This window comes from Polaribacter litorisediminis, assembly GCF_019968605.1.
In the GTDB taxonomy this organism is placed as follows: domain Bacteria; phylum Bacteroidota; class Bacteroidia; order Flavobacteriales; family Flavobacteriaceae; genus Polaribacter; species Polaribacter litorisediminis.
Genome location: NZ_CP082966.1, coordinates 3,485,049 through 3,511,948 on the forward strand (window position 1 = coordinate 3,485,049; position 26,900 = coordinate 3,511,948).

General features: G+C 30.6%; 21 protein-coding genes. 13 read left to right on the plus strand and 8 right to left on the minus strand.

The window, feature by feature from the left end:
- The first annotated feature begins 1 nt into the window (after position 1).
- The 4 genes from tilS to K8354_RS14815 all read left to right on the plus strand — a co-directional run bounded on the left by tilS (position 2) and on the right by K8354_RS14815 (position 6,456).
- Positions 2-1,321, plus strand: coding sequence for a tRNA lysidine(34) synthetase TilS (gene tilS / locus K8354_RS14800; protein ID WP_223442122.1), 1,320 nt, complete (start codon positions 2-4; stop codon positions 1,319-1,321).
- The gene (locus K8354_RS14805; RefSeq protein ID WP_223442125.1) at positions 1,321-3,288 is read left to right on the plus strand and encodes a protein-disulfide reductase DsbD family protein; all 1,968 of its coding nucleotides are present in this window, start codon (positions 1,321-1,323) and stop codon (positions 3,286-3,288) included. Before tilS ends, K8354_RS14805 begins: the two co-directional genes overlap by 1 nt.
- Positions 3,289-3,334: 46 nt before the next feature.
- Positions 3,335-3,721 carry a hypothetical protein gene (locus tag K8354_RS14810; protein WP_223442128.1) on the plus strand — a complete coding sequence of 129 codons (387 nt, stop codon included), beginning with the start codon at positions 3,335-3,337 and terminating at the stop codon, positions 3,719-3,721.
- Positions 3,722-3,876: 155 nt separating this feature from the next.
- Complete coding sequence (locus K8354_RS14815) at positions 3,877-6,456, plus strand: phosphoenolpyruvate carboxylase (protein ID WP_223442130.1); 2,580 nt, start codon at positions 3,877-3,879, stop codon at positions 6,454-6,456.
- Between the two features lie 202 nt (positions 6,457-6,658).
- Here the strand turns inward: K8354_RS14815 and K8354_RS14820 are convergent, their stop codons facing one another.
- Complete coding sequence (locus K8354_RS14820) at positions 6,659-7,012, minus strand: hypothetical protein (RefSeq protein WP_223442133.1); 354 nt, start codon at positions 7,010-7,012, stop codon at positions 6,659-6,661.
- Between the two features lie 318 nt (positions 7,013-7,330).
- On the opposite strand from K8354_RS14820, the gene K8354_RS14825 reads away from it, so the two are divergent.
- Positions 7,331-8,158 (plus strand): universal stress protein, encoded by an 828-nt coding sequence (locus K8354_RS14825; RefSeq protein ID WP_223442136.1) that lies wholly within the window; start codon positions 7,331-7,333, stop codon positions 8,156-8,158.
- An 88-nt stretch (positions 8,159-8,246) separates the two neighbouring features.
- Here the strand turns inward: K8354_RS14825 and K8354_RS14830 are convergent, their stop codons facing one another.
- From K8354_RS14830 to K8354_RS14845, 4 genes are read right to left on the minus strand one after another with little or no spacing between them, the layout of a single operon-like run.
- Positions 8,247-9,104, minus strand: coding sequence for a universal stress protein (locus K8354_RS14830; protein ID WP_223442139.1), 858 nt, complete (start codon positions 9,102-9,104; stop codon positions 8,247-8,249).
- A gap of 60 nt (positions 9,105-9,164) precedes the next feature.
- Positions 9,165-10,016 (minus strand): universal stress protein, encoded by an 852-nt coding sequence (locus K8354_RS14835; RefSeq protein ID WP_223442143.1) that lies wholly within the window; start codon positions 10,014-10,016, stop codon positions 9,165-9,167.
- 25 nt (positions 10,017-10,041) lie between these two features.
- Positions 10,042-10,887 carry a universal stress protein gene (locus K8354_RS14840; protein ID WP_223442146.1) on the minus strand — a complete coding sequence of 282 codons (846 nt, stop codon included), beginning with the start codon at positions 10,885-10,887 and terminating at the stop codon, positions 10,042-10,044.
- A gap of 23 nt (positions 10,888-10,910) precedes the next feature.
- On the minus strand, positions 10,911-11,756 hold the full coding sequence (locus tag K8354_RS14845; RefSeq protein WP_223442149.1) for a universal stress protein: 846 nt from the start codon (positions 11,754-11,756) through the stop codon (positions 10,911-10,913).
- 138 nt (positions 11,757-11,894) lie between these two features.
- Here K8354_RS14845 and K8354_RS14850 point away from each other — a divergent pair, with 138 nt between their 5' ends.
- The 6 genes from K8354_RS14850 to K8354_RS14875 all read left to right on the plus strand — a co-directional run bounded on the left by K8354_RS14850 (position 11,895) and on the right by K8354_RS14875 (position 16,915).
- Positions 11,895-12,380: a pyridoxamine 5'-phosphate oxidase family protein gene (locus tag K8354_RS14850; protein WP_223442152.1), complete on the plus strand. Its 486-nt coding sequence runs from the start codon at positions 11,895-11,897 to the stop codon at positions 12,378-12,380.
- Between the two features lie 88 nt (positions 12,381-12,468).
- Positions 12,469-13,068, plus strand: coding sequence for a CDP-alcohol phosphatidyltransferase family protein (locus tag K8354_RS14855; protein WP_223442154.1), 600 nt, complete (start codon positions 12,469-12,471; stop codon positions 13,066-13,068).
- A 112-nt stretch (positions 13,069-13,180) separates the two neighbouring features.
- Complete coding sequence (locus K8354_RS14860) at positions 13,181-13,786, plus strand: WG repeat-containing protein (protein WP_223442157.1); 606 nt, start codon at positions 13,181-13,183, stop codon at positions 13,784-13,786.
- 99 nt (positions 13,787-13,885) lie between these two features.
- On the plus strand, positions 13,886-14,974 hold the full coding sequence (locus K8354_RS14865; protein ID WP_223442160.1) for an efflux RND transporter periplasmic adaptor subunit: 1,089 nt from the start codon (positions 13,886-13,888) through the stop codon (positions 14,972-14,974).
- Positions 14,971-16,230 (plus strand): ABC transporter permease, encoded by a 1,260-nt coding sequence (locus K8354_RS14870; protein WP_223442163.1) that lies wholly within the window; start codon positions 14,971-14,973, stop codon positions 16,228-16,230. Before K8354_RS14865 ends, K8354_RS14870 begins: the two co-directional genes overlap by 4 nt.
- Before the next feature lie 13 nt (positions 16,231-16,243).
- On the plus strand, positions 16,244-16,915 hold the full coding sequence (locus K8354_RS14875) for an ABC transporter ATP-binding protein (protein WP_223442167.1): 672 nt from the start codon (positions 16,244-16,246) through the stop codon (positions 16,913-16,915).
- A gap of 60 nt (positions 16,916-16,975) precedes the next feature.
- Here K8354_RS14875 and K8354_RS14880 read toward each other — a convergent pair whose 3' ends face one another.
- The 3 genes from K8354_RS14880 to K8354_RS14890 are packed head-to-tail and all read right to left on the minus strand — an operon-like array spanning position 16,976 to position 19,481.
- On the minus strand, positions 16,976-17,941 hold the full coding sequence (locus tag K8354_RS14880; RefSeq protein ID WP_223442183.1) for an MlaD family protein: 966 nt from the start codon (positions 17,939-17,941) through the stop codon (positions 16,976-16,978).
- A 5-nt stretch (positions 17,942-17,946) separates the two neighbouring features.
- Positions 17,947-18,702 carry an ABC transporter ATP-binding protein gene (locus K8354_RS14885; protein WP_223442189.1) on the minus strand — a complete coding sequence of 252 codons (756 nt, stop codon included), beginning with the start codon at positions 18,700-18,702 and terminating at the stop codon, positions 17,947-17,949.
- Positions 18,699-19,481: an MlaE family ABC transporter permease gene (locus tag K8354_RS14890; RefSeq protein ID WP_302850511.1), complete on the minus strand. Its 783-nt coding sequence runs from the start codon at positions 19,479-19,481 to the stop codon at positions 18,699-18,701. Before K8354_RS14890 ends, K8354_RS14885 begins: the two co-directional genes overlap by 4 nt.
- 525 nt (positions 19,482-20,006) lie before the next feature.
- Here K8354_RS14890 and K8354_RS14895 point away from each other — a divergent pair.
- Both K8354_RS14895 and K8354_RS14900 read left to right on the plus strand, forming a co-directional pair.
- Positions 20,007-25,742 carry a sensor histidine kinase gene (locus K8354_RS14895; protein ID WP_223442190.1) on the plus strand — a complete coding sequence of 1,912 codons (5,736 nt, stop codon included), beginning with the start codon at positions 20,007-20,009 and terminating at the stop codon, positions 25,740-25,742.
- Positions 25,729-26,412 (plus strand): response regulator, encoded by a 684-nt coding sequence (locus tag K8354_RS14900; protein WP_223442193.1) that lies wholly within the window; start codon positions 25,729-25,731, stop codon positions 26,410-26,412. Before K8354_RS14895 ends, K8354_RS14900 begins: the two co-directional genes overlap by 14 nt.
- Positions 26,413-26,900: the final 488 nt, after the last annotated feature.

The following is a 26,900-nucleotide window of genomic DNA, read 5'->3' on the forward strand; positions in this document are numbered from 1 at the left end:
AATGATACAAAAATTCACAAAACATATCAACAGCAATTTCCCTTTTTTAAAGGGTAAAAAAATACTGATTGCTATTTCTGGAGGATTGGATTCGGTGGTTTCAACACATCTTTTTTCTGAATTAAAGTATCCAATTTCTTTAGCACATTGCAACTTTCAATTAAGAGGAGCTGCTAGTGATTTAGATGAAGAATTTGTCTATAATTTATCTCAAAAAACGTCTAATCAGATTTTTATAAAAAAATTTAAAACAGAGGAATATGCAAAAAAGCATCAACTTTCTACCCAAATTGCTGCAAGAGAATTGCGTTATAATTGGTTTCAAGAATTAGTTGAAAAACACAATTTCGATTATATATTAACGGCGCACCATGCAGATGATAATTTAGAAACTTTTTTAATCAATTTAACAAGAGGTTCTGGATTAGAAGGTTTTACAGGAATTCCGGCAATTAACGGAAATATTATCAGACCACTTTTACCTTTTTCTAGAGCAGAAATTTTAACGTATGCTCAAGAAAATGATATACATTGGAGAGAAGATGCGAGTAATGCATCAACAAAATATATTCGGAATAAAATTAGACATCAAGTTGTTCCTATTTTAAAAGAAATCAACCCAAGTTTACTTTCCTCTTTTGGAAAAACTCTGAAAAATTTGCAAGAAAGTCAACAAATTCTTGAAGATCGAATTGATGATATTTCATCCGAAGTAATTGAAAAAAAAGAGGCTATTGCTAAAATAAATATTGCAAAAATACAGCAACTCTCGAACCCAAAAGCCTATTTGTATCAATTATTAAAAGCATATAATTTTACAGAATGGAATGATGTTTACCATTTGCTGTCAGCACAATCAGGCAAACAAGTTTTTTCTAAAACACACCGTTTATTAAAGGACAGAGACTTTTTAATTGTATCAAAAAAGACAGATGTCACCTTGAGCGCAGTCGAAAGGTCTTTTGATATTAACGAAGATGAATTAGAAATTACAAACCCAATTCACTTAAATTTTGAAGAAGTTACTAAAAAATCAACAGAAAACAACCAAACTATTTATGTTGATAAAGATTTGTTAAAGTATCCATTAACCATAAGAAAATGGAAAATTGGAGACTATCTTTATCCAACAGGAATGCAAGGAAAAAAGAAGTTGAGTAAATTTTTTAAAGACGAAAAGTTTTCTCTTATTGAAAAAGAAACCACTTGGTTACTTTGCAGTGCTAAAAATGAACTTATTTGGGTGATTAATTATAGACAAGACAGGCGATTTTCATCAAAATTATCCACCAAGAATTACTTAAAAATTACAACATTATAATGAAGAAATTTATAGCACTTTTTATCTTATTATTCTCTTTATTTTTAAATGCGCAAACACAAGATAATCCCATAAAAATTGAAACCTCTGTAAAAAAAATATCGGACACAGAATATGATATTATTTTTAGCGCAACATTATATAAAGGTTGGTATTTATACTCGCAATACAATCCTGAAGATGCTTCTCTTCCGCTAGAAATTACCATTCCAGATGCTACCACAGATTATAAATTAGTTGGTAAGGCGGATGAAAAAGATACCTTTAAAAAATATTCAGAAACTTGGGAAAAAGAAGAAATTGTTTTTAAAAACAAAGCAATTATTACCCAAAGAATTCAATTAACAAACAAAGAAATTACGAGTATCAAACTAAATTTCTTTGGTCAGGTTTGCGAAACAGCTTGTATTAATATTGATGAAAATTTTACCATTTCTTTGCTTGGAAACGAAATTAAAGAAGACATTACAATTGATGACAAAAGTAAAATTCTAGCTAAAAAATTAAAATTAGATTTAAAAAATACATCACTTTTAAAAAACACAACAGATACAGGTTCCGAAAGTTCAAACGGATTATTCAGCATCTTTTTTCTCGGTTTTATTGGCGGTTTGTTAGCACTTTTAACCCCATGTGTGTTCCCGATGATTCCTTTAACAGTATCGTTTTTCACCAAACAATCGCAACATAAAAGCAAAGGAATTTTTAATGCAATTTTATACGGATTTTTTATTGTAATTATCTATATTTTATTGAGTCTTCCTTTTCACTTTTTAGATAATTTAGATCCAGAAATATTAAATACCATTTCTACAAACGTTTGGTTAAACATTTTCTTTTTTGTGGTTTTGGTCTTTTTTGCATTTTCTTTCTTTGGCTTTTATGAAATAACGCTACCAAGTTCTTGGGGAAATAAAATGGATTCAGCTTCTTCTGTGGGCGGTCTTATTGGTATTTTCTTTATGGCATTAACCTTGGCAATTGTTTCCTTTTCTTGTACAGGTCCTATTTTAGGATCTTTATTAGCTGGTTCTTTAACTTCAGATGGTGGTGCTATGCAATTAACCGCTGGTATGACTGGTTTTGGTTTGGCATTGGCATTGCCTTTTGCGTTGTTTGCGCTGTTTCCGAGTTGGTTAAATTCTTTGCCAAAATCGGGCGGATGGTTAAATACCACAAAAGTAGTTTTAGGGTTTTTAGAATTGGCTTTGGCTTTTAAATTTTTGTCAAATGCAGATTTAGTGGCGCACTGGGATTTCTTAAAACGGGAAGTATTTATGGGAATTTGGATTGTAATTTTTATCGGATTAGGTTTGTATTTGTTCGGTAAAATAAAATTCCCGCATGATTCACCGATCAAAAAACTATCCTTTTTTCGTATTTCATTTGGTGTTTTGGTGGTTGCTTTTGTGGTTTATATGGCGCCAGGAGTTTTAAAAAACCCTACATGGAATTTAAGTCTTTTAAGTGGTTTTCCTCCTCCTCAATTTTACAGTTTGTATGCGCAAGAAAGCGATTGCCCTTTAGGTTTAGATTGTTATAAGGATTTTGATGAAGGTTTGGCAAAAGCGATTGAAGTTAACAAACCTATTTTATTAGATTTTACAGGTTGGGCTTGCGTAAACTGCAGAAAAATGGAGGAAAATGTTTGGAGCGAATTAGATGTGTATCAAGTTTTAAAAGAGGATTATATTCTGATTTCTCTGTATGTAGATGATAATGAAAAGCAATTGCCAGAAGCAGAACAATTCGATTTTTTAAAACCAAACGGAAAGGTAAAAAAAATACGAACGGTTGGCGATAAATGGTCTACGTTTCAGGTCATCAATTTTAAAAATGCCTCACAGCCTTATTATGTTTTATTAAGTCCAGATTTAGAAGTTTTAAATAGTGCACAGCAATATACAGACAGAGACACCTATTATAATTGGTTGCAAGAAGGTTTACAAACTTTTAATGAAAAATAACGTGTATCATTTTTGATAATTAATTTTGATGAAAATCTAAAAAAATATGAAAACCAAAGGCTCATTTTTAGTTATAATTTCTCTTTTTAGTATTGCTGTTAATGCTCAAAAAAAGAACATAAATTTATCAAACAAACCTGCAAGTATTTATACGTTTTCTAAAGCTATAAGTGATAAAAATGGTTTTTCTGCCATCAACAAAAAATTACAACTTACTAATTTTAATTTCGTTTATGTGGATCTTTTAGACTTAGATTTGAATCGAATGTCTATAGATTCTAATAATCTTAGGAATACTCCTTCTGCTTATATTTTTGATGATTATAAAAGATATCAAGATCGAAATTTGCTAAAAGGATTTTTACTAGAAAACGATCCAACTCGTTGGAACTTGCAATGCCAGAACCCACTTTCTGTTCAACCTATTGAATAAAAAAACAAATTCAATACTTTTACTAGAAATTAAACATCTACATAAAAATCAGCTATATTTATATCGTTTTCGTAGATTTTTAAAACATTATTCGTAAAAAGCTATGTTCTTTACTTTTTGTTTTTTGTAATTTCACGGTATAAAACAAAAAAAATATGTCTGCATTACCAAAATTGACGAGATTTAATGACAATGTGTTGTCTAAATATCAAATTTACAACAGCATATTTATCACCCTTCCTTTTGATAAAATTGATAATACGGGAGTATTACTGCCGCTGTTTCATAAAATTTGCGAAAAAGGTTTTAAAGAAGGAAATAATCCTACAGAAATTGTAGAGCAGTTTTTCTATAAATATCTAGATACTTTAAATAAAAAAGATAAAAAGGATTTACTGTTTCAATTCATTCAATATATAGAACGCCAAGTAGTTTTATTTGATGCCATTGAAGACGCTGCTTTTCCGATTGTAAATAATATGGACGGTTTTGGTACCCTGCGTAATTCTAAAGAAACTGCCTTTTTAAGTGATAAAAAAGAAGCCCTCAAAAAGCATTTAGAAGATTTTAAGGTTCGCATTGTTTTAACAGCACACCCTACACAATTTTATCCAGGTTCTGTTTTAGGTATTATTACAGATTTAGATAAAGCCATTCAAAATGACGATTTATTATTAATCAAAAAATTGTTGGCGCAATTAGGAAAAACACCCTTTTATAAAAAAACGAAACCAACACCTTATGATGAGGCCATCAGTTTAATTTGGTATTTAGAAAACGTGTTTTATCATTCTGTTCCTGAAATATACAATTATATTCAGCACAATATCTATGATGGTCATCCTATAGAAAATGAAATTATAGATCTTGGTTTTTGGCCTGGAGGCGATAGAGACGGAAACCCTTTTGTTACAACTCAAATAACCTTAGACGTAGCCGAAAAATTACGTCAGGCGATTTTAAGAAGTTATTATGGTGATATAAGAAGTTTAAAAAGACGCTTTACTTTTGATGGTGTTCAAGAAATTTTATCTCAAATAGAAAAACGCTTATACAAACATGTTATTAGAAGCTATAGCAAGGTTAATTTTTCTCAAAAAATACTATTAGAAGAATTATATGCGGCGAGAGAAATTGTTGTAGACAAGCACGACTCTTTATTTATTGAAGAATTAAATGACTTTATTAACAAGGTACGTATTTTCGGTTTTCACTTTGCTACGCTAGATATTCGACAAGATAGTAGAGTGCATCACAAAGCATTTACACAGATTGTAGATGATTTAATAAGCGCCGGCGATACGACGTTTCCTGAAAACTATCATCAGTTATCAGAAAAAGAGCAAATTGAAATTTTAGCAGTCACAAAAGGAAATATAGATCCTAAAATGTTGTCTGATGAGATGTCTATAAGTACCATAGAATCAATTTATGCCCTTAAAACGATTCAAAAGAGAAATGGAGAACGTGGCGCAAATCGATACATTATTAGTAACAATCAATCTGCATTAAATGTAATGCAAACTTTTGCGATGCTCAATTTATGTGGTTTTGAAAATGAACTCCCTGTAGACGTCATTCCGCTTTTTGAAACTGTCGATGATTTAGAAAATGCGAGTGATGTAATGCGCACTTTATATACCAACAATAGTTATCGATACCATTTATCGAAAAGAAAAAATAAACAAACCATTATGTTAGGGTTTTCCGACGGAACAAAAGACGGTGGTTATTTAATGGCAAATTGGGGTATTTTTAAAGCAAAAGAAGCGCTTACAAAAATTTCTAGAGAATTTGATATTGAAGTTATTTTCTTTGACGGTCGTGGCGGACCTCCTGCAAGAGGTGGCGGAAAAACACACCAATTTTATGCTTCTTTAGGACCAACAATTGAAGACAAGGAAATTCAATTAACAATTCAAGGTCAAACCATTAGCTCTAATTTTGGGACTCTAAACTCATCTCAATATAATTTGGAGCAATTAATAAGTTCTGGAATTAAAAATGAGGTTTTCACAAAAGATCAATTAAATGATTCACACAGAACTATTATAGATGATTTGGCAAAAACGAGTTATAAAACCTACGTTGATTTTAAAAATCATCCGCAGTTTTTGCCGTATTTAGAGCAAATGAGTACCTTAAAATATTATGCAAAAACAAATATTGGTAGCAGACCTAGTAAGCGTTCTAATTCTGATACCCTAGATTTTTCTTCGTTAAGAGCCATTCCATTTGTAGGAAGTTGGAGTCAGTTAAAACAAAATGTCCCCGGCTTTTTTGGTGTAGGAACTGCGCTAAAAAAGTATGAAGATGCCAATCGTTTTGATGAGATTGTAGAGTTTTACAATGCGTCAGATTTCTTTAAAACCTTGCTAGAAAATAGTATGATGAGTTTAACAAAATCATTCTTTGGTTTAACTGCTTACATGGCGAATGATGCAGTTTTTGGAGATTTTTGGAAGTTAATTTTTGAAGAATATACCATTACAAAACGCTTACTATTAAAATTAACCGGGCACAAAGAATTGATGGAAAATTATCCGGTAGGAAAAGCATCAATAGCAATAAGAGAAAGTATTGTACTGCCGCTACTCACGATACAGCAGTATGCATTAAAGCAAATTCAAGAATTGCAAAAAACCGAAGGAAACGCTGAAGAAATAGAAGTCTTTGAAAAAATGGTGATGCGTTCTTTATTTGGTAATATTAATGCGAGTAGAAATTCTGCTTAATTTAGGGCGATAAATAAAATAGTAAAATGCAACCCTATTTTGGTTGCATTTTTTTTTGATAAAAGTAAACGAAAAAGAAAGGATTTATGAACACTTGATATGTTTCAACTGCTTGTACTTTTGAGTCCGTAACATTTTTACTAGTTAAAACTCTTATAAAGGAGTTCTTAAAATAATGATACCTCATCCCATAGAAATATTATTAGGAATGTTTTGTTTTGTGTGCTATAAATTTTACAGGAATTGAATACAGTTTAGATGTACTTGCTTTGTCTATTGAAAGTGTTTTTTTATTTAATGAGGTTTTTATGAACCTAATAATCTCAAAATCTTCAGAATCAACCGACATTACGGTAATTTCGTTATGCTCATTTAATTTAAATTCGACATTTACAACGATATCTTGATAAACCGATGTTTCGTCTATATTTAATAATTTTTTGACTTGTTCCTGTAAGGTAAGGCTATCTTTTGGCAATGTTCCCATTGTATTTGCAAATATTTGGCTGCTAAATGTTATTAAGATTCCGAATAGTAATGTTTTGATTGTCTTCATTGTTTAAAATTTAAATGATTAATATACTATGTAGACGAAACTATCCATATTTTGTTACAGTACTATGCATTGCATAGTACAAATTAACAAGATTTAATAGATTATGCCTTGTACTTTTTCTTTAAATACAGGTAAAAAATAAAGCATTGCCTTTGTTAGAGTCGTTTTTTTAACAAAAAGTAAGCGAAAAAGAAACGATTTATAATGATATACTATGTCTAAATTGGTATCATGGATATTTTAAAACGCGAATTCATAATGATGCTTATCATTTTACATTTCTTGATTCTTTGGTATTTTTAGAAAAATTACGATACCATGAAACATATTCTTTTACCCACAGATTTCTCTGCAAACTCTATTCATGCCATAAGATATACCATGCAATTATATGAAAATTCGTCGTGTTCCTTTTCTATTTTATATGTTCAAAAAGAATCTAAACTCATTGTTGATGTTTTAATGGCAACTTCTGAAAAGACTAATAATTATCAATCAGAAAAAAAAAGGAAAAAAAAAGAATTGAATGAATTAGTTCTCCAGTTAAAGGAAGAAAACAAAAATCAAAATTTTACATTTAAAGTATTTTTTGATACCAATTCTTTAACTGATGCCCTAAAAAAGGTGATTATTTCAGAAAATATAGACCTTATTATTATGGGTAGTAACGGTGCCACAGCAATAAAAGAAGCAATTTTTGGCAGCAATACCTTAAATGTTATTAGAGAAGTAGATTGTCCTGTTCTCGTGATTCCTGAAAATTACAATTTTAAACCTATCCATTCCGTTTTGTTCTCAACGGAACAATGTAAAGATTTTAAAACAGATAAAATAAAACCGCTTACCGAACTTTTAAAATTACAAAAAGCTTCTTTAAGCATCTTAGACATCAACTCGAATCAAGAAGAAAAACAGCAGCATAAAACTGCTTTAGCTACTCTATTTTTAGAGATTCCTTTTGATTACTATAGTATTCAGCATCTTCCTGTACCCGTTGCTATTAATGCGGCCATACAATTGTTAAATTTTGACGTACATGCTTTATTTATAGAATCCACATCCTTTATTGATCGTTTTATTTATGGAACTGAAGATGATGATATTAGCTACGGAACTAAAATACCTTTACTTGTTTTACATGCATAAAAATTATGTAGATCCTTAAATAGCATCCGTTTAAAAAAGTATAAATCAATAAAATTATATCCGTTATTGTTTAAAATTACTTTACATTTTAGTTTTTTAAATCTTGCAACGCTAACACAGGCATGTTGGTGCTAACGCCTAATTCTTTTACCATAGGGCTCGAGAAAATACTTCCGAAAGAATCATGTTTCTTGTTTACAAAAGCTATCATTTTACCATCTCTACTTTGAGTAAAATCCTGATTGCTTTCTTGCAAATATTGATGGAATACCCTTTGATGTGTATACTTAGTTGAACCTAAAATCTTATCGAGTAAAATTTTATTTTGCTTTTGTTCCTTGCTAAATTCCTTATCACTTTGAATATACAAAACTCGAATTGTTGCATTGGTTACTTTTGAAATTTCTATGAGTGTTGCCATTTCATTTTTCTTGAAATGGATTTTAAAATTAGTAGCAAACACAATTTCTTTTGGATTTTTAAAAATAATATCACCAGGAATAGACAATACCGCAGAGCTTCTAAACTTTTTGATCGTGTTTAACGTATTACTACCCAAAATCGCGTTTTCATCATCAGTCTCTCCGCGCATTCCCATAATTATCAAGTGGATCTCTTTCTTTTCTATAATTCTTTTAAGAACGTCATGAAAAGTTCCGAAATCATTCAAAAAATGAAGAGTATGATTTCTATTGTCATCAATAAAAGAAACTTGAGACTTTAAATTTTTCATGTTTTTTTCAGCCTGTTCTTCTACTTCATTTAACTTTTTAAAGGTAGACTCTAAACTTAACAAGATTTCATTTTTGAATTCTGGAAGTGGAAGATAATAAGAATGAATTATAAAAAATTCGCAAGACTGTGTTTTGTATAATTCAATAGCATAATGTATAGCATTATAGGCATTTTTTGAAAAGTCTGTTGGTAGTACTATTCTTTTTGTCATGCTATCTATCTAAAAAAATATCATAAAAGTGCATACATTAGTTAGTTAAAAGTTTGATATTTATAAGTCATTGCTCGGTAAAATTAATAATGGAGTTCTAATAGTTTGTGATATTTCTTTGACCAGATTTTCTCTAAATAAAGCACTCAAAAAACTATGTTCATGATAGCAAATAGCCAATATATCTATTTGTTCTTTATAAACATACTCCATAATGGTATCTGCTTTGCTTCTTGTTTCAGGAAGCCATTGAAGTTCGAAACCATCTTTTTTAGACGTTTTTAATAAATTTTGAAGGTGCTCTAATTGCGTATCATTCAATTTTTCTCCCTCAAAAACATAAATAATTTTTGTTTTGGCATTAAATAATTTGCTAATTGCTTTTAAGGGAGCTAGCTGTTTTTTTGAATAGCCTCTTTTAAAACCTGAAGCAAGTCCTAATTTTTTAGGTTTTTTATACTCTAGTTGATCTGGAATTATTAAAAGAGGAACTTCTTTGATGCTTTCTATAACTTCAAAACTATTGCTGCCAATAAAATAGTTTTCTTTAGCTGCTGCTCCTTTGCTGCCCATCACTAAAAAATCTACATTTTCTTTTAGAATAACTTTTTGAATTGCTTTTATTAAAAAAAAGGAGGAGGCAATAATTTGGAAAGTATGTTTAGTTGGTTCTATATCGCTTATAAGTTTATGTTGCACCGCTAAACATTTTGCTTCTGAAGTAGAACAAAGTTTGCTAACCAATTCTTCGGATTTATAAACATAAAAAGGATCTGTAATTTGCAGAATTTGGTCTTTAAAAGAATTTAAAATAATAAACCTACAAGGTTCTTTCTCAAATAATTTAGCAGCATAATATAAAGCGCAATAAGCATTATTTGAAAAATCTGTGGGTACAAGAATCGTTTTCATAATACAGAATATGTATGTTTATAAATTACTGTTTTTTAGAGGGTATTACCAAAAATGGCACATTGGTGCGATAAACCATTTCATTCACTATAGGTTTAAAAAGTAAATTCTCTAAGAAATTATGTTTGTTATACAGCATTATTAAGAGGTTAATTTTATACTTTATTTCATAGGTTTCGATGGCATCTACAAGATCTTGCTTTTCTGCAACATGAAATAAACGTAAAGTATCAATAAAGAAAACATCTAAAAAAGCTTCCATTTTTTGCTGTTTTTTTTCTAAAGGAACGCTGTTATATACATATAAAATATGCAGTCTAGAATTATTTGCTTCACAGAGTTCTCTTATAAATGAAAAGTATTTGTTAGATTTCTGAAATCGATAATCCGTAGGCAATAAAACTTGAGTTGGTTTTATATATTTAAATTCAGCAGGAACAGCAATGATAGGAAAATTTAATTTTTTAATAGCTTTCATGGTATTGGTTCCTATAAAAATCTCTTTGGCTCCTGTAGCTCCTTTAGTTCCCATAATGACTAAATCTATTTTCATCTCTTTGATAACTTCTTTCATATGAGGTATTAAAAGATTAAATGACGCCATTGAAATGAATGAATGATTTTCATTTTTAAATTTCTTTTTGAAAAAATTTTCAGTTTCTTTTAGTTTTTGTTCTGCTGTTTCTTTTTCTATATTTTGTATCGCCGGCGGAGAATAAGTATCTAACATACTACCTGTATTGGTAACCAATGGTGTATAGGAGTGAATAAGAAAAAACTTACATTTTACATCTTTATATAATTGAACGGCATAAGAAATCGCATTGTCTGCGTTGTCTGAAAAATCGGTTGGTAATAAGATTCGTTTCATAATTAAGTTTGTTTTTTTTATGATTAGCGGTGTAAATTTTGAAGTACTAAAAAAGGAATTTGTATTTCTAATCCTATCTTCTCAATAGTAGAGTTATATAGAATATGTTCTAAATAAGAATGCCGTTGATTTACCATAACAAGCAAATCTATTGCATCTTCTTTAATGATTTTATTGATACTATTTGTTATACCATTTTCAGGAGTTTGTAAAAATGTACATTTGTTATTTTCAAAAAATTGATCTAAAAATGATTTATTGTCTAATTGTCTGTGTAACGATTCTTTAAAATCAGATATATATAAAAAAGTAATAGTTGCTCCAAAACTCAATGCCAAATTACTTACTAATGCAAGTTCTCTGTATTTAAAAGGCAACATATAATCCGAAGGAAATAGTATCTTTTTAAGGCTCTTTTTATAATAACCGAAAGGAACAGAAAGCACAGGACATTTTACATATTTTATAACTTGTAACGTTTTACTCCCAAAAGTTATATTGCTCTTATTCATTTTTCCTTTGGTTCCCATAACCACCAAATCAATATTTTCTTTATCTACAATTTCATTGGTTTCATCTACCAGACCTCCAAATCTAGAAATAGAAGTAAAGCTATGTTTGGTGTTTAAAGAAATACCAAGCACCTCGGCAATTTCTTTTTTTAATGACTTGTCTACTTTTTTTTGATAAATTTTTTTGAGTTCTTCAAAATCCTCTCTACTCAAATCCTTTGCAATGGCATACAACTCGTCTGCATATGCATGTAATATGATAAATTTAGTTTTCTCATATTTCATTAAATACATCGCATACTTTATAGCGTTTAAGGATGTTTTAGAAAAATCTGTTGGAATTAATATTTTTTTCATTTTAAAATGTCTTCAAGCATTTTACAAAATTAAGTTCGAATTCAAATAGATAAAATGACGCAGGTCATTTGGTTCATTTACAAAGCACTTTATTTTTACAGAAAAACTTATTCACTATAAAACTAAATAAAAATAGTTATGCTTAAACCTCACTACGATAAAGAAATAACCGAAATACTGAATTCAAAATATATTGGTAATTTAGGGTACATTTATAAAAATGAACCTTATGTTGTACCGATTACTTATTTCTATAATGAAAATGAAAATAACATTATTTGTTACTCAAATATTGGCCATAAAATAACCGCTTTAAGAAAAAAGAAGCAAGTTTCGTTATGTGTATCTACCATACATTCATTAAATGACTGGAAATCGGTCGTCATCAAAGGAACCTACAAAGAACGCTCAGGTAGTGGAGCAAAAGCAATACTTCATCAATTTTCATTGGGAATTAAGAAGATTATTAAAAATCAAGAAAATAAAGAGCTCAGTTTTATACATGAATTTTCTTGCAAAGTTAAAAACAATGATATCCCTGTAATATTTACGATTGAGATAAATGATATTACAAGTAAAAAAGGGAATTCTAATTCTAATTCTAATTCTATTGAACAATTATAATGTTACCCTGTTGTAATTGACGCAACATTTATCAAAGTAAATAGGCGCTAACTTTTAGTTGTTTTCTAGGTTTTAAGTATGCAATATTATGCTGAATTTCAAAAATTTTAATGTTGCAGATTGGTTCTCATTTTATCGTATTGCCGCTGCCCCAATTCTTATTGTATTATTAATTTATAAGCAAGAACTGTTTTTTACATGGTTTCTATTATTTAGTTTTTGTACCGATGCTGTTGATGGTTATTTGGCAAAGAAGCTAAAAATAACAAGCGATAGAGGTTCTCAATTAGATTCACTTGGTGACCAAATAACATTTATTGTTAGTTTATTGGGGCTTTGGGTATTTGAACCTAGTTTTATAAAACAAAACATTACGTTAATTCTAATTGCCTTTATTCCCTATGGTTTGCAAATGCTAATGGCTTATCTTAAATATGGAAAAGCAACTGCATTTCATACCTATTTAGCAAAATTTTCTGCTATTCTTCAGGCATCTTTTATTCTTATTTCATTGTTTTTTGTACCCTACTACCCGCTATTTTATGGCATGCTAATAATTGGTTTATTAGAAACTATCGAAGAAATTATACTCATTTTAATGTATGATCATTGGGCATCAAATATAAAAGGAATCTTTTGCGCATTGAAAGATAAACGCAGAACAAGCAATACAAATGCATCGAAATAATACCATTGATTATTTGATATCGCTCTTATAAAAATGTAAATAGAACTGACCTTCATCATTTTAAACCCTTGCAAAGAATATTACTTTTACTCAAATAGTAACTTTATAAATTATGAAAAATTTTAAATTAATACTGCTATTTATTTTAGGTATCATGAATAGCGCAGGAGCACAACAACTCAAAAACATTAATGAAATAGGAGTGTTTAATGAGGGTCTTATCGCTATAAAGGTTGGCGATTCTTGGGGATTTTTAGACACCAATGGAGAGCTTGTTGTTGATTACAGAAAAGATATTGTTGGCACGTCTAAAGAGCCACCAATATTTAGTGATGGTTTATGCCTTATCAAAGAAAAACGAGAAGAAGTAGACTATTATGGCTATATAAATGTGAAAGGTGAAACCATTATTCCACCAGAATATATCGTAGCAAAACCGTTTAAAAAGGGTATGGCAAGCGTTATTACATATTACAAAACAGACACCGGTAAAAATGTTTTTGATCAAAATGTGGTCTATTATACATACCACGAATTAATCATTAATACTAAAAACGAATGTGTACTATACTTTAGAGAGCCCCGAAATTTATTGTTGCATAAATTAAAATTACAACAAGGAATTCCTAAAATACGAGCTAAATTTTTAAACGATCATCTTATTTCAGTTTTAGAGGATGACAACTCGTATAGTCTTTATAATTTACTTAAAGAGTAGTAATCCCTTTTATCATTAGCAATTATGGGTTTTAAAAAATACAAATAAGATGACCAAAAAATTGAGAGAAACCTCCTAAATTATGATTACAAAAATAAGATGAATAAATTATTTTTAGTCTTTCTATTTTCACTATTTATTGCTTCCTGTAGGTCTAAAGAAGAAAAAATAAAACCTATTTTAACTTCTATTTCTAGTTCTGTATATGTTTCTGTTACGGTGCAGCCAGATAGTTTATACCAAGTATTTTCTAGTGTAAATGGTATTTTAGAAGCTAATTTAGTTGCGGAAGGAGATCCTGTTTTGAGAGGAACACCCATCATTCAAATCGTAAATACAAATCCAAAATTAAGTTCAGAAAACGCGCTGCTCTCCTATCGTTTGGCACAAAAAAAATACAATAGTAAGGCAGCGATACTCATTGGTATTGAAGAGGAAATAAAAACTGCCAATCTTAAACTTAAAAATGATCATCTTAATTACCAACGACAAAAAAATTTATGGGAACAAAAAATTGGATCTAAAGCTGAATATGATGCAAAAAAATTAGCGTTTGAAATTACTACGCATGCTTTAAAAGGATTACAAAACAAATACAATCGTACAAAAACAGAACTTAAAACTCAATTGCAACAGGCTTATAACAACTATAAAACAGCACTCATAGCAACAAAAGATTTTAGAATTTCTAGTACCATAGATGGTACGTTGTATGCATTGTATAAAAAACCTGGAGAAATTGTAAACACACAACAGCCCCTTGCTATTATAGGAAGCACCAATTTATTTGAAATAGAAATGTTGGTAGATGAGGTAGATATTGTCTTCATTAAAAAAGGACAAAAAGTAATCATCAGTTTAGATGCCTATCCAGGGGATGTTTTTACTGCTTTTATTTATAAAATTTATCCTAATAAAGACAAACGAAACCAAACTTTTAAAGTAACCTCTCGTTTTGAAAAATCTCCTAAAACATTATATCCTGGTCTTTCTGGTGAAGGAAATATCATCACAGCAATTAAAAAAAATGTATTGACAATTCCGAGAGATTATCTTTTAGCAGGCAATAAAGTAAATACAACAAACGGTTTGGTACCTGTTACTATTGGTCTTCAAAATTTAGAGCGTGTAGAAATTCTATCAGGTATTTCTACAGAAACAGAGCTCATTAAACCCACAAAAAAATGAATTGGCACATTATCTTAAGCATTGCAAAAACACATTTGCTTACCAAGGTAAAACAAACAACAATTGCTGCTTTGGGGGTTACATTTGGTATTGGTTCTTATATAGCCCTGGTTAGCTTTATGACTGGACTTAATGGAATGCTAGACAATTTGATTCTAAATCAGACGCCTCATATTCATATTTACAATGAAATTGAACCCTCAAAAAAACAACCGATAGCTACACATCCAGACTTCGAAAATGCGTTTAACATTATAAAATCCATCAAACCAAAAAAAACGCAAACAAAAATTCACAACGCGCTACCACTTATTGATAAACTTCATAAAAATAAAGATGTCCGCACTGCAAACCCACAATTAAAAACACAGATATTTTATATTTCGGGAGCTATAGAATTAAGTGGAAATCTTATTGGTATTGATATTCTTAAAGAGGTTGAGTTCTTTAACTTTAAGGATTATATTGTAGAGGGCGAACCAAAAGATTTACTGAATAACAAAAACGGGATTTTTTTAGGTTCTGGCGTTGCCGATAAAATGTCGTTAAAAGTAGGAAATCGCTTACAAATAAGCACCATACAAGGAACTTTATTCCCTTTAAAAATTGTTGGAATATTTCAGAGCGGAATTGCTGATTTAGATAATATTCAGAGTTATGTGAATTTGAGTACTGCTCAAAATATATTAGGAGTACCTCAAAATTATATTACAGACATCAATGTAAAACTCTACGATATAGAAAAAGCCTTACCACTTGCAAAAAATATTGAACAACAATTTAGTTTAAAAGCAGTAGATATTACCACTGCCAATTCCCAATTTGAAACAGGCACTAATGTTAGAAACTTAATTACGTATGCAGTTTCTGTTACCTTACTAATCGTTGCCGGATTTGGCATTTATAATATTTTAAACATGCTTATTTATGAAAAAATGAATGATATTGCGATCTTAAAAGCCATAGGATTTTCAGGAAAAGATGTGCAATATATTTTTTTAAGTCAAGCTATTATTATTGGTTTTGTTGGGGGTCTTTTAGGCCTACTTATCGGCTATGTAATTTCTTCAATTATAGCCAAAGTTCCTTTTGAAACCGAAGCACTGCCCACAATTAAAACGTACCCTGTTAACTTTAATATTTGGTTTTATGCGATAGGAATCGTATTTGCCATGGTCTCTACTTTTTTAGCCGGGTATTTACCTTCATTAAAAGCTAAAAAAATAGATCCCGTACTCATTATAAGAGGACAATAATAAATACAACACTGTGATACTAGAAGCAAAAAAAATAAACAAACATTTTAAAAAGCCCATCTCTTTTCATGTTTTAAAAGATATTAATTTTTCGATAAAAAATGGCGAATTTGTTTCTATCATGGGAAAATCTGGTTGTGGAAAATCGACCTTATTATATATCCTTTCTACCATGGATACCGATTATGAAGGAGAATTATATATAAACAATGAACTTATTACAGGAAAAAATAAAAATGAATTATCTTTTATCAGAAACAAACATATAGGCTTTGTCTTTCAGTTTCATTATTTACTTTCAGAATTTAGTGTCCTCGAAAACGTAATGCTACCTGCTAAAAAATTAGGAGAAAAAACCCTAGAACAAATTGAAGCAGATGCTATGGAAAAACTAACGATTTTAAATATTGAGCAACTAGCTCATAAAAAAGCTTCTCAAATTTCGGGCGGAGAAAAACAACGTGTTGCCATTGCAAGAGCGCTCATTAATAATCCTATTATTATTATGGGTGATGAGCCCACAGGTAATTTAGACAGTCATAATGCTGAAAATGTGTTTACTATTTTTAAAAAGCTCTGTATGGAAGAAGGCCTTTCATTGCTGATTGTAACACACGATTTGGATTTTGCCAATAAAACAGATCGAATTATAGAAATGTTAGATGGTGAAATTAAATCAATTTAATTTTTTATAATATCATGTAAATAATACCAATTCTTTTAATTTTGGAAGTCTTTTTGCTTTTCATTCCTTTTGCCGTTCTAGCTTCCTAAAATAACCTCTAAATAAAAAGTTATGCTGTAAGGCTTCCATAGTTTCATTTAACTTTTGGGAGGCTTCCTTTATTTCTATCATCGTTGAATCTATGGTTTTTGGCAGTATTTCGTTTTTTGTAAGATAATTAAAAGTGCTTTTGGCAGTATTTAAATTCGCAGTCATAAGCTCTAGTTGTTGTGTTGTTTTTAAAATCGCTGCGCTTGATTCTTCTATATTAGTAGCCATTTTCAGCATGTTATTTCCTAAAATAGTATCCGTAAGTAAAATACCTACAGCACTTTGTTCCATATCTATTTTTGAAAACTTATAATTTAAAGATCCTATTAATCTTTGAGCACCTTTTGCAGATTGTTTTAGGTTTAATATAGTAGCACGAATATCTTTGGTTAAAAGCGAGTCTGTAATTAAAGTACCCAAAGCGCCTTTCCCTTTCAAAATTTGATCGGTAATTTTCAATAAATCTGCCGTTAACAACGCTGCATTTTCATTGGTTACATTTAAGGTAGTCAACATATCATCTGCCCCAATCTTGCTATAAGATTTAATGGTATCTTTAGAAACAACAGTTCTTAAATTCTCTTTACCAGGAAGAATATTAACCACCATACTCCCTACCAAACCATCGGATCCAATACTTGCAATTGCATCTTTTTTAATAAAAGCGCCCGTTTTTTCTTCAATCATCATTTGTACAACAATCTTGGTGTTAGTAATCATTTTAATGTCACTAACAGTGCCCACATTAATGCCAGAATACCGTATATTATTGCCTAATTGAAGTCCGTTTACATTTTTAAATACAGCAAAAAGTTGAATGTTTTTACTAAAAATATGTTGCCTATCGCCAATAAAATAGAGTGCAATTAATAGAATAAAAGTACCTAAAACTATAAATAAGCCTACGCGGGTTGTATTTGATACTAATTTTTCCATATTATTTAATTTTTAAAAAAGGCTTGAACTTTTGGATCTTTAGAATTAGATAGTTCCTCAAAAGTTCCTTCCACATAATTAATTCCGTCTACTAATAAAATCATTCGATTACTAATTACGCGCGCGCAATCAATATCGTGTGTAATGATTAATGATGATGTTTGATATTTTTCTTGAATAGTTCTCATTAACTGAATAATTTCTTTTGCGGTAATAGGATCCAAACCTGTGGTGGGTTCATCATATAAAATAATCTTTGGCTTTAAAATTAAAGCCCTTGCTAAAGCCACACGCCTTTGCATTCCTCCAGAAAGTTCTGCCGGCATTAAATCGATTGCTTTTACCAGACCCACATTTTCTAATGCTTCCATAACTAATTCTTCTGTTGTTTTAGAAGCATCTACTTTATCGCGATTTCTACGCAAAGGAAACTCCAAATTTTCTCGCACTGTCATAGAATCATACAAGGCACTTCCTTGAAATAAAAAGCCAATTTCTGTTCTCAACAAATCCAACTCTTTTCTACCTAGTTCTAAAATATCCGATCCTTTAATACTAATCATTCCAGAATCTGCTTGCATTAAACCCACCAAACATTTTATCATGACCGATTTACCAGAACCCGATTTGCCCATCACCACCAAATTTTCACCTTCGTATAGTTTTAAATTAAAACCATTTAACACCTTGGTATCTCCAAAACTTTTATGAAGATCTTTAATTTCTAAAACAGGTCGTTTATCTTGATTTTTTTCTTTCATATTTCAACAAAAATATCAGTAATAAATACGGCTATAAAATCGATTATAAAAAGTAGCATCGAGGTATACACTACTGCTGTATTAGACGCTTCTCCTACACCAACTGTGCCTTTTGAACAATGATATCCTTTATAGCAACCTACCAAACCAATGGCAAAGCCAAAGAAAAATGATTTTATTGTAGCCGGAATTAAATCGCTAAATTCTAGGGCATCGAATACCTTATTAAAATATAATAGATAGGAAACTTCTCCTTTTAAATTCTCGATAAGTGCAGAACCAAATAAGGCAATGGCATCTCCAATAAGAATTAATAAAGGAAGCATTAAGGTGGTCGCTAAAATACGTGTTACTACTAAATATTTAAAAGGGTTTGTGCCAGATACCTCCATCGCGTCTATTTGCTCTGTAACTTTCATAGACCCTAGTTCTGCGCCGATTCCTGAGCCAATTTTTCCTGCACAGATAAGGGCAAAAATTACGGGACCAATTTCTCTTACAATAGACAAACTTACCATAGATGGCATCCAAGAAGAAGCTCCAAATTCTAATAATGTAGGTCTAGATTGCAATGTAAACACCAATCCTAAAATAAAACCTGTAACCCCTACTAAAACCAAAGACCGATTCCCTATTAAGTAACATTGCCTTAATAATTCTTTCCCTTCAAAGGGAGATGTAAACAATTCTTTAAAAAAACGAATACCGAAATACGTCATAGCTCCCACTCCATCAAAAAAAAGTTTTGCTCTTGCAACTATGGAATTCGTTTCGCTCAATTTCTATCAATTTTGAAAAAATTAAAAATACGACTACTTAAACCGGTTATAAATGATCTAGGTCAGTTATAAAATGCAATAGTTGCCATTATATTAACCATCATTTCAGGGTACTTTTAAGCTTCAAAATATTTACAGGATAAAAATAGTATGTATTAAAAGTGCTCTACTTTTATCTTATTGTTTGATAACAATGATAATGCATTCAAACAAACAATACATTTATAAACGAAAACTTACAAGAAATAGAAGATTATATAGAAAATAATTATGGGTCTTTGTTAAACACCTTGGATAATCAAATTTGAGTTTGCCACAAATAAAGTAAATCATATAAATAAAGTTGCCCAGATTTCTATATCTTCGGAAGAGATTGCAGACCAAAAACTAGCTCACCTATACCTAATAAACATTGGAATAATTGTAAATTAAATAAGTTGGATAGCTCAAAAAATCAAATAGTAATTAAAATTCAGATATAACCATTTTTTTCTTATTTTTAAGGCAATTACGTAGACTTTAATTATGAAACAACCCCAACTAAATAATACCTTTCTAGACCAAAGCAAAGACTCTATTTGGATAGTTAATCTTGACTTTCAATTGATGTATGCTAATAAAACGTATTTAAACATTTTAAAAACAATTATAGGAAGAGAACCACAGCTTTATGAGTCTGTATTTCACGAAAAAGTTGAAGAATATGATCTTGAAAAATGGAAAGCATATTATACTCGGGCACTTAAAGGAGCATATTTTGACATAGAAGATCATTATTACAATTTAGATTTAGAAGAAACGCAATACGGTCAAACTACTTTTGAACCTTTAACAGGTGATGATAATACTGTTTTTGCAGTCGCTTGCCGATGGAAAAACATTACGAATATCGTAAAAAATAAAAATGAAGAGAAGCAACTATTGGATGCTTCTTTAGATGTTTTTTGTACCATTAATAAAGATGGCAATTTTGTGTATGTAAATGCGAATTCTTTAAAACATTGGGGGTACTTGCCCGAAGAGTTAATTGGCAAAGCATACAAAGATCTTATTTTAGAAGAGGATGTACCCAAAACGATGGAAGCTGCGGACAATCTATTTAGCGGACAAGATTTGAAATCATTCTCTAATCGCTACAAGAAAAAAAATGGCGGTATTGCTTATAATTTATGGTCAGCAAGATGGGACCATAACACCAATCTAATGTATTGTTCAGTAAGAGATAATGAAGAAAAAATTGAACAGGAAGAAAAAACACAACAAAGTGAGCAACGTTTTAAAGCTTTGGTTCAAGAAGGTTCTGACCTCATAAGCATACTAGATACAGAAGGAAACTATCTATACACGAGCCCCACAAACACTGCATTACTTGGTTTTGTGCCAGATGAAAAGAATGTTAGAAATATATTTGAATTTATCCATCCAGATGATGCAAAAAGAGTTCGAGCTAGTTTGCAAAAAGTAGTTACTGAAAATAAAGTGATTGTTGAACCCTTTCGGTTTCAAAATTACAAAAAAGAATGGCGTTGGCTTGAAAGTGTGCTCACCAATACGTTAGACAATTTTGCCGTGAATGGTATTATCGTAAATTCTCAAGATATTACAGATAAAATTAAAGAAAAACAACAACTAAAATTATTGGAAAGTGTCATCACCCATACAAAAGATTCTGTTTTAATTACCGAAGCAGAACCCTTTGATGAACCTGGTCCTAAAATTCTTTTTGTAAATGAGGCTTTTACAAAAATGACAGGTTATACTGCAGCAGAGGTCATCGGTAAAACGCCCAGAATACTGCAAGGACCTAAATCTGATAAAGCAGAACTTGCAAAACTAAGTAAAGCGATTAGAAACTGGCAGTCTTATGAAATAACGACCATCAACTACAAAAAAAACGGAGAAGAATTCTGGATTAACTTTGCCGTAACACCCGTTAGCGATGAAAACGGTTGGTATACCCATTGGATTGCCATAGAGCGAGATGTAACCTTAGATAAACAAAGAGAAGAAAATTTAATCATAGCAAAAGAAAAAGCAGAAAATAGTGAAGCTAAATTCAAATCTTATGTAAACCAATCACCGATTGCTGTTTATACAACAGATATAGAAGGTAAATGTATTTATGCCAATAAAACTTGGTTAGAGATAGCCGATATGAATTTAGAAGAAGCTCTAGGAGATGGGTGGATGAATGCGATTCATCCTGAAGATGAAAAGGATGTTGAAACGAATTGGAATACATCCATACAATCAGGAGGTAAGTGGCAATATGAATATCGGTTTATCAATAAACATAAAAAAGTTACGTGGGTTCAAGGAACCGCTAAAGAATTGTTTAATGAAGAAAATAAATTGATAGGATATCTAGGAACCAATATAAATATAACAGAGCAAAAAGAAGCAGAAAAAGCATTAAATAAAACAAAAGAAGAATTAATAGCTAGCGAAGAGCGCTTTCGGGAAATGTTTAACCATATGAGCAATGGTGTATGCCGATATACCGCTGTTGATGATGGAAAAAAGTTTATAATGGCAGATATTAATTTTGCCGGAGAGCGTTTGATTAATACTAAAAAAGCCGATTTTCTAGGTAAAAGCCTGCTTGATATTTTTCCAAAAATGAGCCACCAAGGCTTAACCGATACTTTTAAAAGAGTTTGGGAAACAGGAGTATCAGAATTTTATGACGAACAATTATACGAGGATAAGAACTTGTCTGCATATTTTAAAAATTTCGTTTACAAATTAAGTTCTGGTGATATCATTGCCATTTTTGAAGATGTAACGGAGCGTAAACTGGCAGAACAAAAAATTATCAAAGCCAAAGAAACAGCAGAAGAGAATGAACGTAAAATGAACGAAGCGCAACAACTAGCTCGTTTAGGCAGTTGGTATTACAACGTTGCAAAGGATGAAGTTGAATGGTCTGATGAAACTTATAAAATTTGGGGAATTAAACCAGAGGATGGACCCTTAAAATTTAACGATCACAAAAAAGCAGTGCATCCCAAGGATTGGCAACGTTTTGAAAATGTTGTGAAAAATGCCATTAAAAATGGTATTGCTTATCAGATAGAAATGCGTATTCTAAAACCTAATGGGGCTTATAAAACAGTGAGTGCCATTGCAACGATAATTTTTGACAAACACAATAAAGTAATTGCACTTAAAGGAACTATTCAAGACATTTCTGAACGAAAAGTCATTGAAAATAAACTAAAGATTGCTAAAGAAAAAGCTGAGAAAAGTCAGTTTTCTATGACCGAAGCCGGCAGAATGGCTAAAATAGGCTATTGGTCTTTTGATAAACCTACAGGTACAATGAGTTGGTCTAATTCTCTTCATCAAATGTATGGTTCTGATCCTAAAGACCCGTTACCAAGTTTTGATGAAATTCTTAACAGTTTTAATGAAGAATCCAAACAAAAATTGATAGAAGTTTCCTTAGCGCTTGATAATACTGGCATTGCTTACGAACAAGAATTAAAATTAACCAATTTAAAAAACGAAAAACGTTGGATACGAAACTTTGGGCAACAAATGCGCAATGATAAAAATGAAGTTATTGGCACTAGAGGCGTGCTACAAGATATTACGGACGCCAAGAAATTACAGCTAGCATTAGAGCTTTCTAAAAAAAATATAGAAGCTTCTTTAAAATTGGTAGAAAAAAGTGAGCGCTCTATGTCAGAAGCAAGTAAAATCGCTAAAATAGGGTATTGGGAATATCATAATCTAAATGATACATTTATATGGTCTGATTATATGTATCAAATTTTTGCAGTAAACCCAAAAGAGGGCATTCCTTCTCAAGTAGAAATACTAAAATGTTTTCATGAAGATTCTGTAAAAAAATTAAAACAAGCAATTTTAGAGCTTACTACAAAAGGTATTTCTTATGACATCGAAGTAAAAGTTGTTAATTTCAAAAATGAAGAACTTTGGGCACGAATGATCGTGCAACCTGTATATAATCATCAAAATGAAATTATAGGCAGAAGAGGTATGATGCAAAACATTACAGATGCTAAAAAGATACTGTTAGAATTAAAAAACTCTAAAGAAATTGCTGAAAACGCCTTAGTATTTGCAGAAAAAAGCGAGTATTCTATGAATGAAGCGGGTAAAATGGCAAAAATAGGATATTGGGAATACAACAGAGAAACCGTTGTTTTAAGTTGGTCTGATGCTATTTATAATATATATGGTTCTGACCCAAAAAATGGCGTACCAACACTTCTCGAAATTTTAAGCGTTTTCACGGAACAATCAAGAAAAAAACTACTGAATGCAACCTCAAATCTAACGAATAATGGAGTTTCTTATGATATTGACTTAGAGTTAATTAACTTTAAAAATAAAAGAATTTGGATCCGAGACCTAGGACAAGCCGTATACAACCATAAAAATAAAATTATTGGCAGAAGAGGTATGACGCAAGATATTACAGCTGCTAAGAACGCACAATTAGAAGTCTTAAAAGCCAAAGAAAAAATACAGAATAGCGAACTTAAATTTAAATCTTATACCGAAAAATCACCGCTTACCATTTATACAACAAATCTAAAAGGAGAGTGGATTTATGTAAATCAAACTTGGACCGAAATGACTGGGATGCCTCTAAAAGAATCTCTAGGCAAAAAATGGATGACGGCATTGCACCCTGATGATGTAGCATTAATAAAAAATAAATGGTTTGGATCTTTTGCATCACGAGGAAAATGGAAGTATGAATATAGGTTTATAGCGAAAAGCGGAGAAATTGTTTGGGTAGAAGGCTCTGCAAGAGAATTATATAATGATAAAAATGAATTGATAGGACATTTAGGCGTAAACGTAAATATAACCGAACGCAAAAAAGCCGAACAAGAAAAAAATAGTTTACAAAAAACGCTAGAAAATAGTCTGAATGAAATTTATATTTTTGATTCGGAAACATTACAATTTACTTATGCCAACAAAGGTGCGCTGCTAAACCTAGGCTATTCAGAAAAGGAAGTAAAATTATTAACTGTAATTGATATAAAGCCAGAATTCACTGAAACTTATTTTAGAGAGCTTGTTACTCCTTTAATGCAAGGTGAAAAAAATAAAATTATATTTTTTACAAAGCACCAAAGGAAAGACGGCAGCTTATACCCTGCGGAAATACATTTACAATTGGTTACAGAGGGCAATCACAAAAGTTTTTTAGCCATAGTCCTGGATATTTCAGAACGTAAAAAAGCTGAAGAAATGTATCGTTTATTGTCAGACCATACCAATGATTTAGTTTGTATGCACGATCGAGATCGTAAATTTACATACATCAGTCCATCCATAAAAAATTTATTAGGTTTTGAACAGACTGAATTATTACATAAAGAAGTGTTCGAAATCGTTCATCAAGAAGACATAGAACCTTTAAAAAAGGCTATTCAAGAAAGAATATTTAAAGGTTTAAATACAGACGCTTTTACCTTCAGAGCACGTCATAAAGAGGGTCATTATGTATGGTTAGAAGCTATAGGATCGCCCGTTATTGAAAATAAAAAAATTGTTTCCTTTGTTACTTCTACGAGAAACATTAACCAATGGATGTTGGCAAAACAAGAAATTGAAGAATATCAATCTTCTCTTCAAAGATTAACTTCAGAAGTTTCTTTGATTGAAGAAAAACAAAAAAAAGAAATCGCAGCCAATATTCATGATCATTTAAGTCAATCTCTTGTAATTTCAAAAATGAGAATTAGTGATTTAGAAAAAAGAGTTGAACTAAAAAGTGCTTACGAAGATTTAGACTTTATCAAATCACATATTTCTAAAGCTTTAGAAAATAGTCGTAAAATTACCTATGAACTATCGCCACCTATTTTATATCAATTAGGTCTTGTAGATGCATTAGATTGGTTCGCAGAAGATACTCAAGAAAAATATGGTATTGAATTTCAATTTAATAGTAATGTAGATAGGCTTAATCTTGATGAGTTTCAATCTATTTTAATTTTTAGATGTGTTCAAGAAGTGGTTACCAATGCTATAAAATATGCAGAAGCATCTTTAATGACCTTAGAATTTATAAAAGAAGAAGAAGCTATTCTTATTTTTATAAAAGATAATGGTAATGGCTTTGATACCAGCATCCTAAAAAAATCTAGTAGTTCTAGTTCTGGCTTTGGTTTGTTTGCTGTGCAAGAGCGTGTTAGAAACATGAAAGGAGATTTTACGATAACATCAGAGATCAATAAGGGTACCACTATTAAAATTTATGTACCTTTATAAAAGTTCGGATTTGTATATGAATGTTTTAAAGAAAATAAATATTGTTTTAGTTGATGATCATCAAATACTTCGTGATGGTTTAAGAAGTCTTATTGAGCAAAAGTCTAATTTACATATTGTAGGAGAAGCTGCAGATGGTAGATTTGCTATTAAATTATGTGCAAAATTAGTTCCTGATGTTGTTATTACAGATGTCGCCATGGCTGGCTTAAATGGTATAGAAGCCGCAAGACAAATTCATAAAAATCATCCCAACATTAAAATTATAGGTCTTTCTATGCATGCCAACAAGAAATTTATTCAAGGGATGTTTAAAGCTGGTGCCTTTGCTTATTTATTAAAAGATGGAGATACTGATGAGTTAATTACCGCGATTACGACTGTGATGCAAAATAAAAAATATCTTTCTAAAAATGTCAATCAAGATTATCTTACGCTTTTACACGAAAATAATGTGGTTCATGAAAAAAAAATAAGTTCAAGAGAAACTGAAGTTTTACAACTGCTAACAGAAGGAAATACGTCTAAAGAAATTGGTGAATTGTTATTTTTAAGCTCTAAAACAGTAGATGTACATAGAAATAATTTAATGAAAAAATTAGACCTATATACCATACCTGATTTAACCAAATATGCAATTCGAGAAGGCTTAACTTCATTAGGAGATTAATCAAAAACAAAAAGTTCGTTTACGGTAAACAACACACTTATACATCACTTTGCTTTATCGATATTTTATAAGGTTTTATATCGTTTTTAATATCAAAAAAATGTGCATTTTTTTAATAGTAGTTGTTTGGTTTACAATCCAAAAAATCAAGGAAGTATATTGCTTATCCCAATTGTACTTCGAAATAATTGCTTATAAATTTGAAATCTATTTTCTTTAGATTGCTATCAAAAATAAAGTATTGCAAAGATTCTAGTTGTATTTTATATTGAAAATAGAAACGAATTTAGAAGGCGTTATATCATTAAACCAGTAGTCTAATTTTACCTTTTTTTCTAAAAATTTTTACGATAATCATAGCCATAAAAAAAAAGTTAAAAACTGGGGGAAGTAATTAACTTTTAATTCTGTTATAGGGGAGACTATATGTTTTATATTGTGATTTAAAGATAAGCCCAGTTTAAAGATCTTACCATAAGCAAATTCCT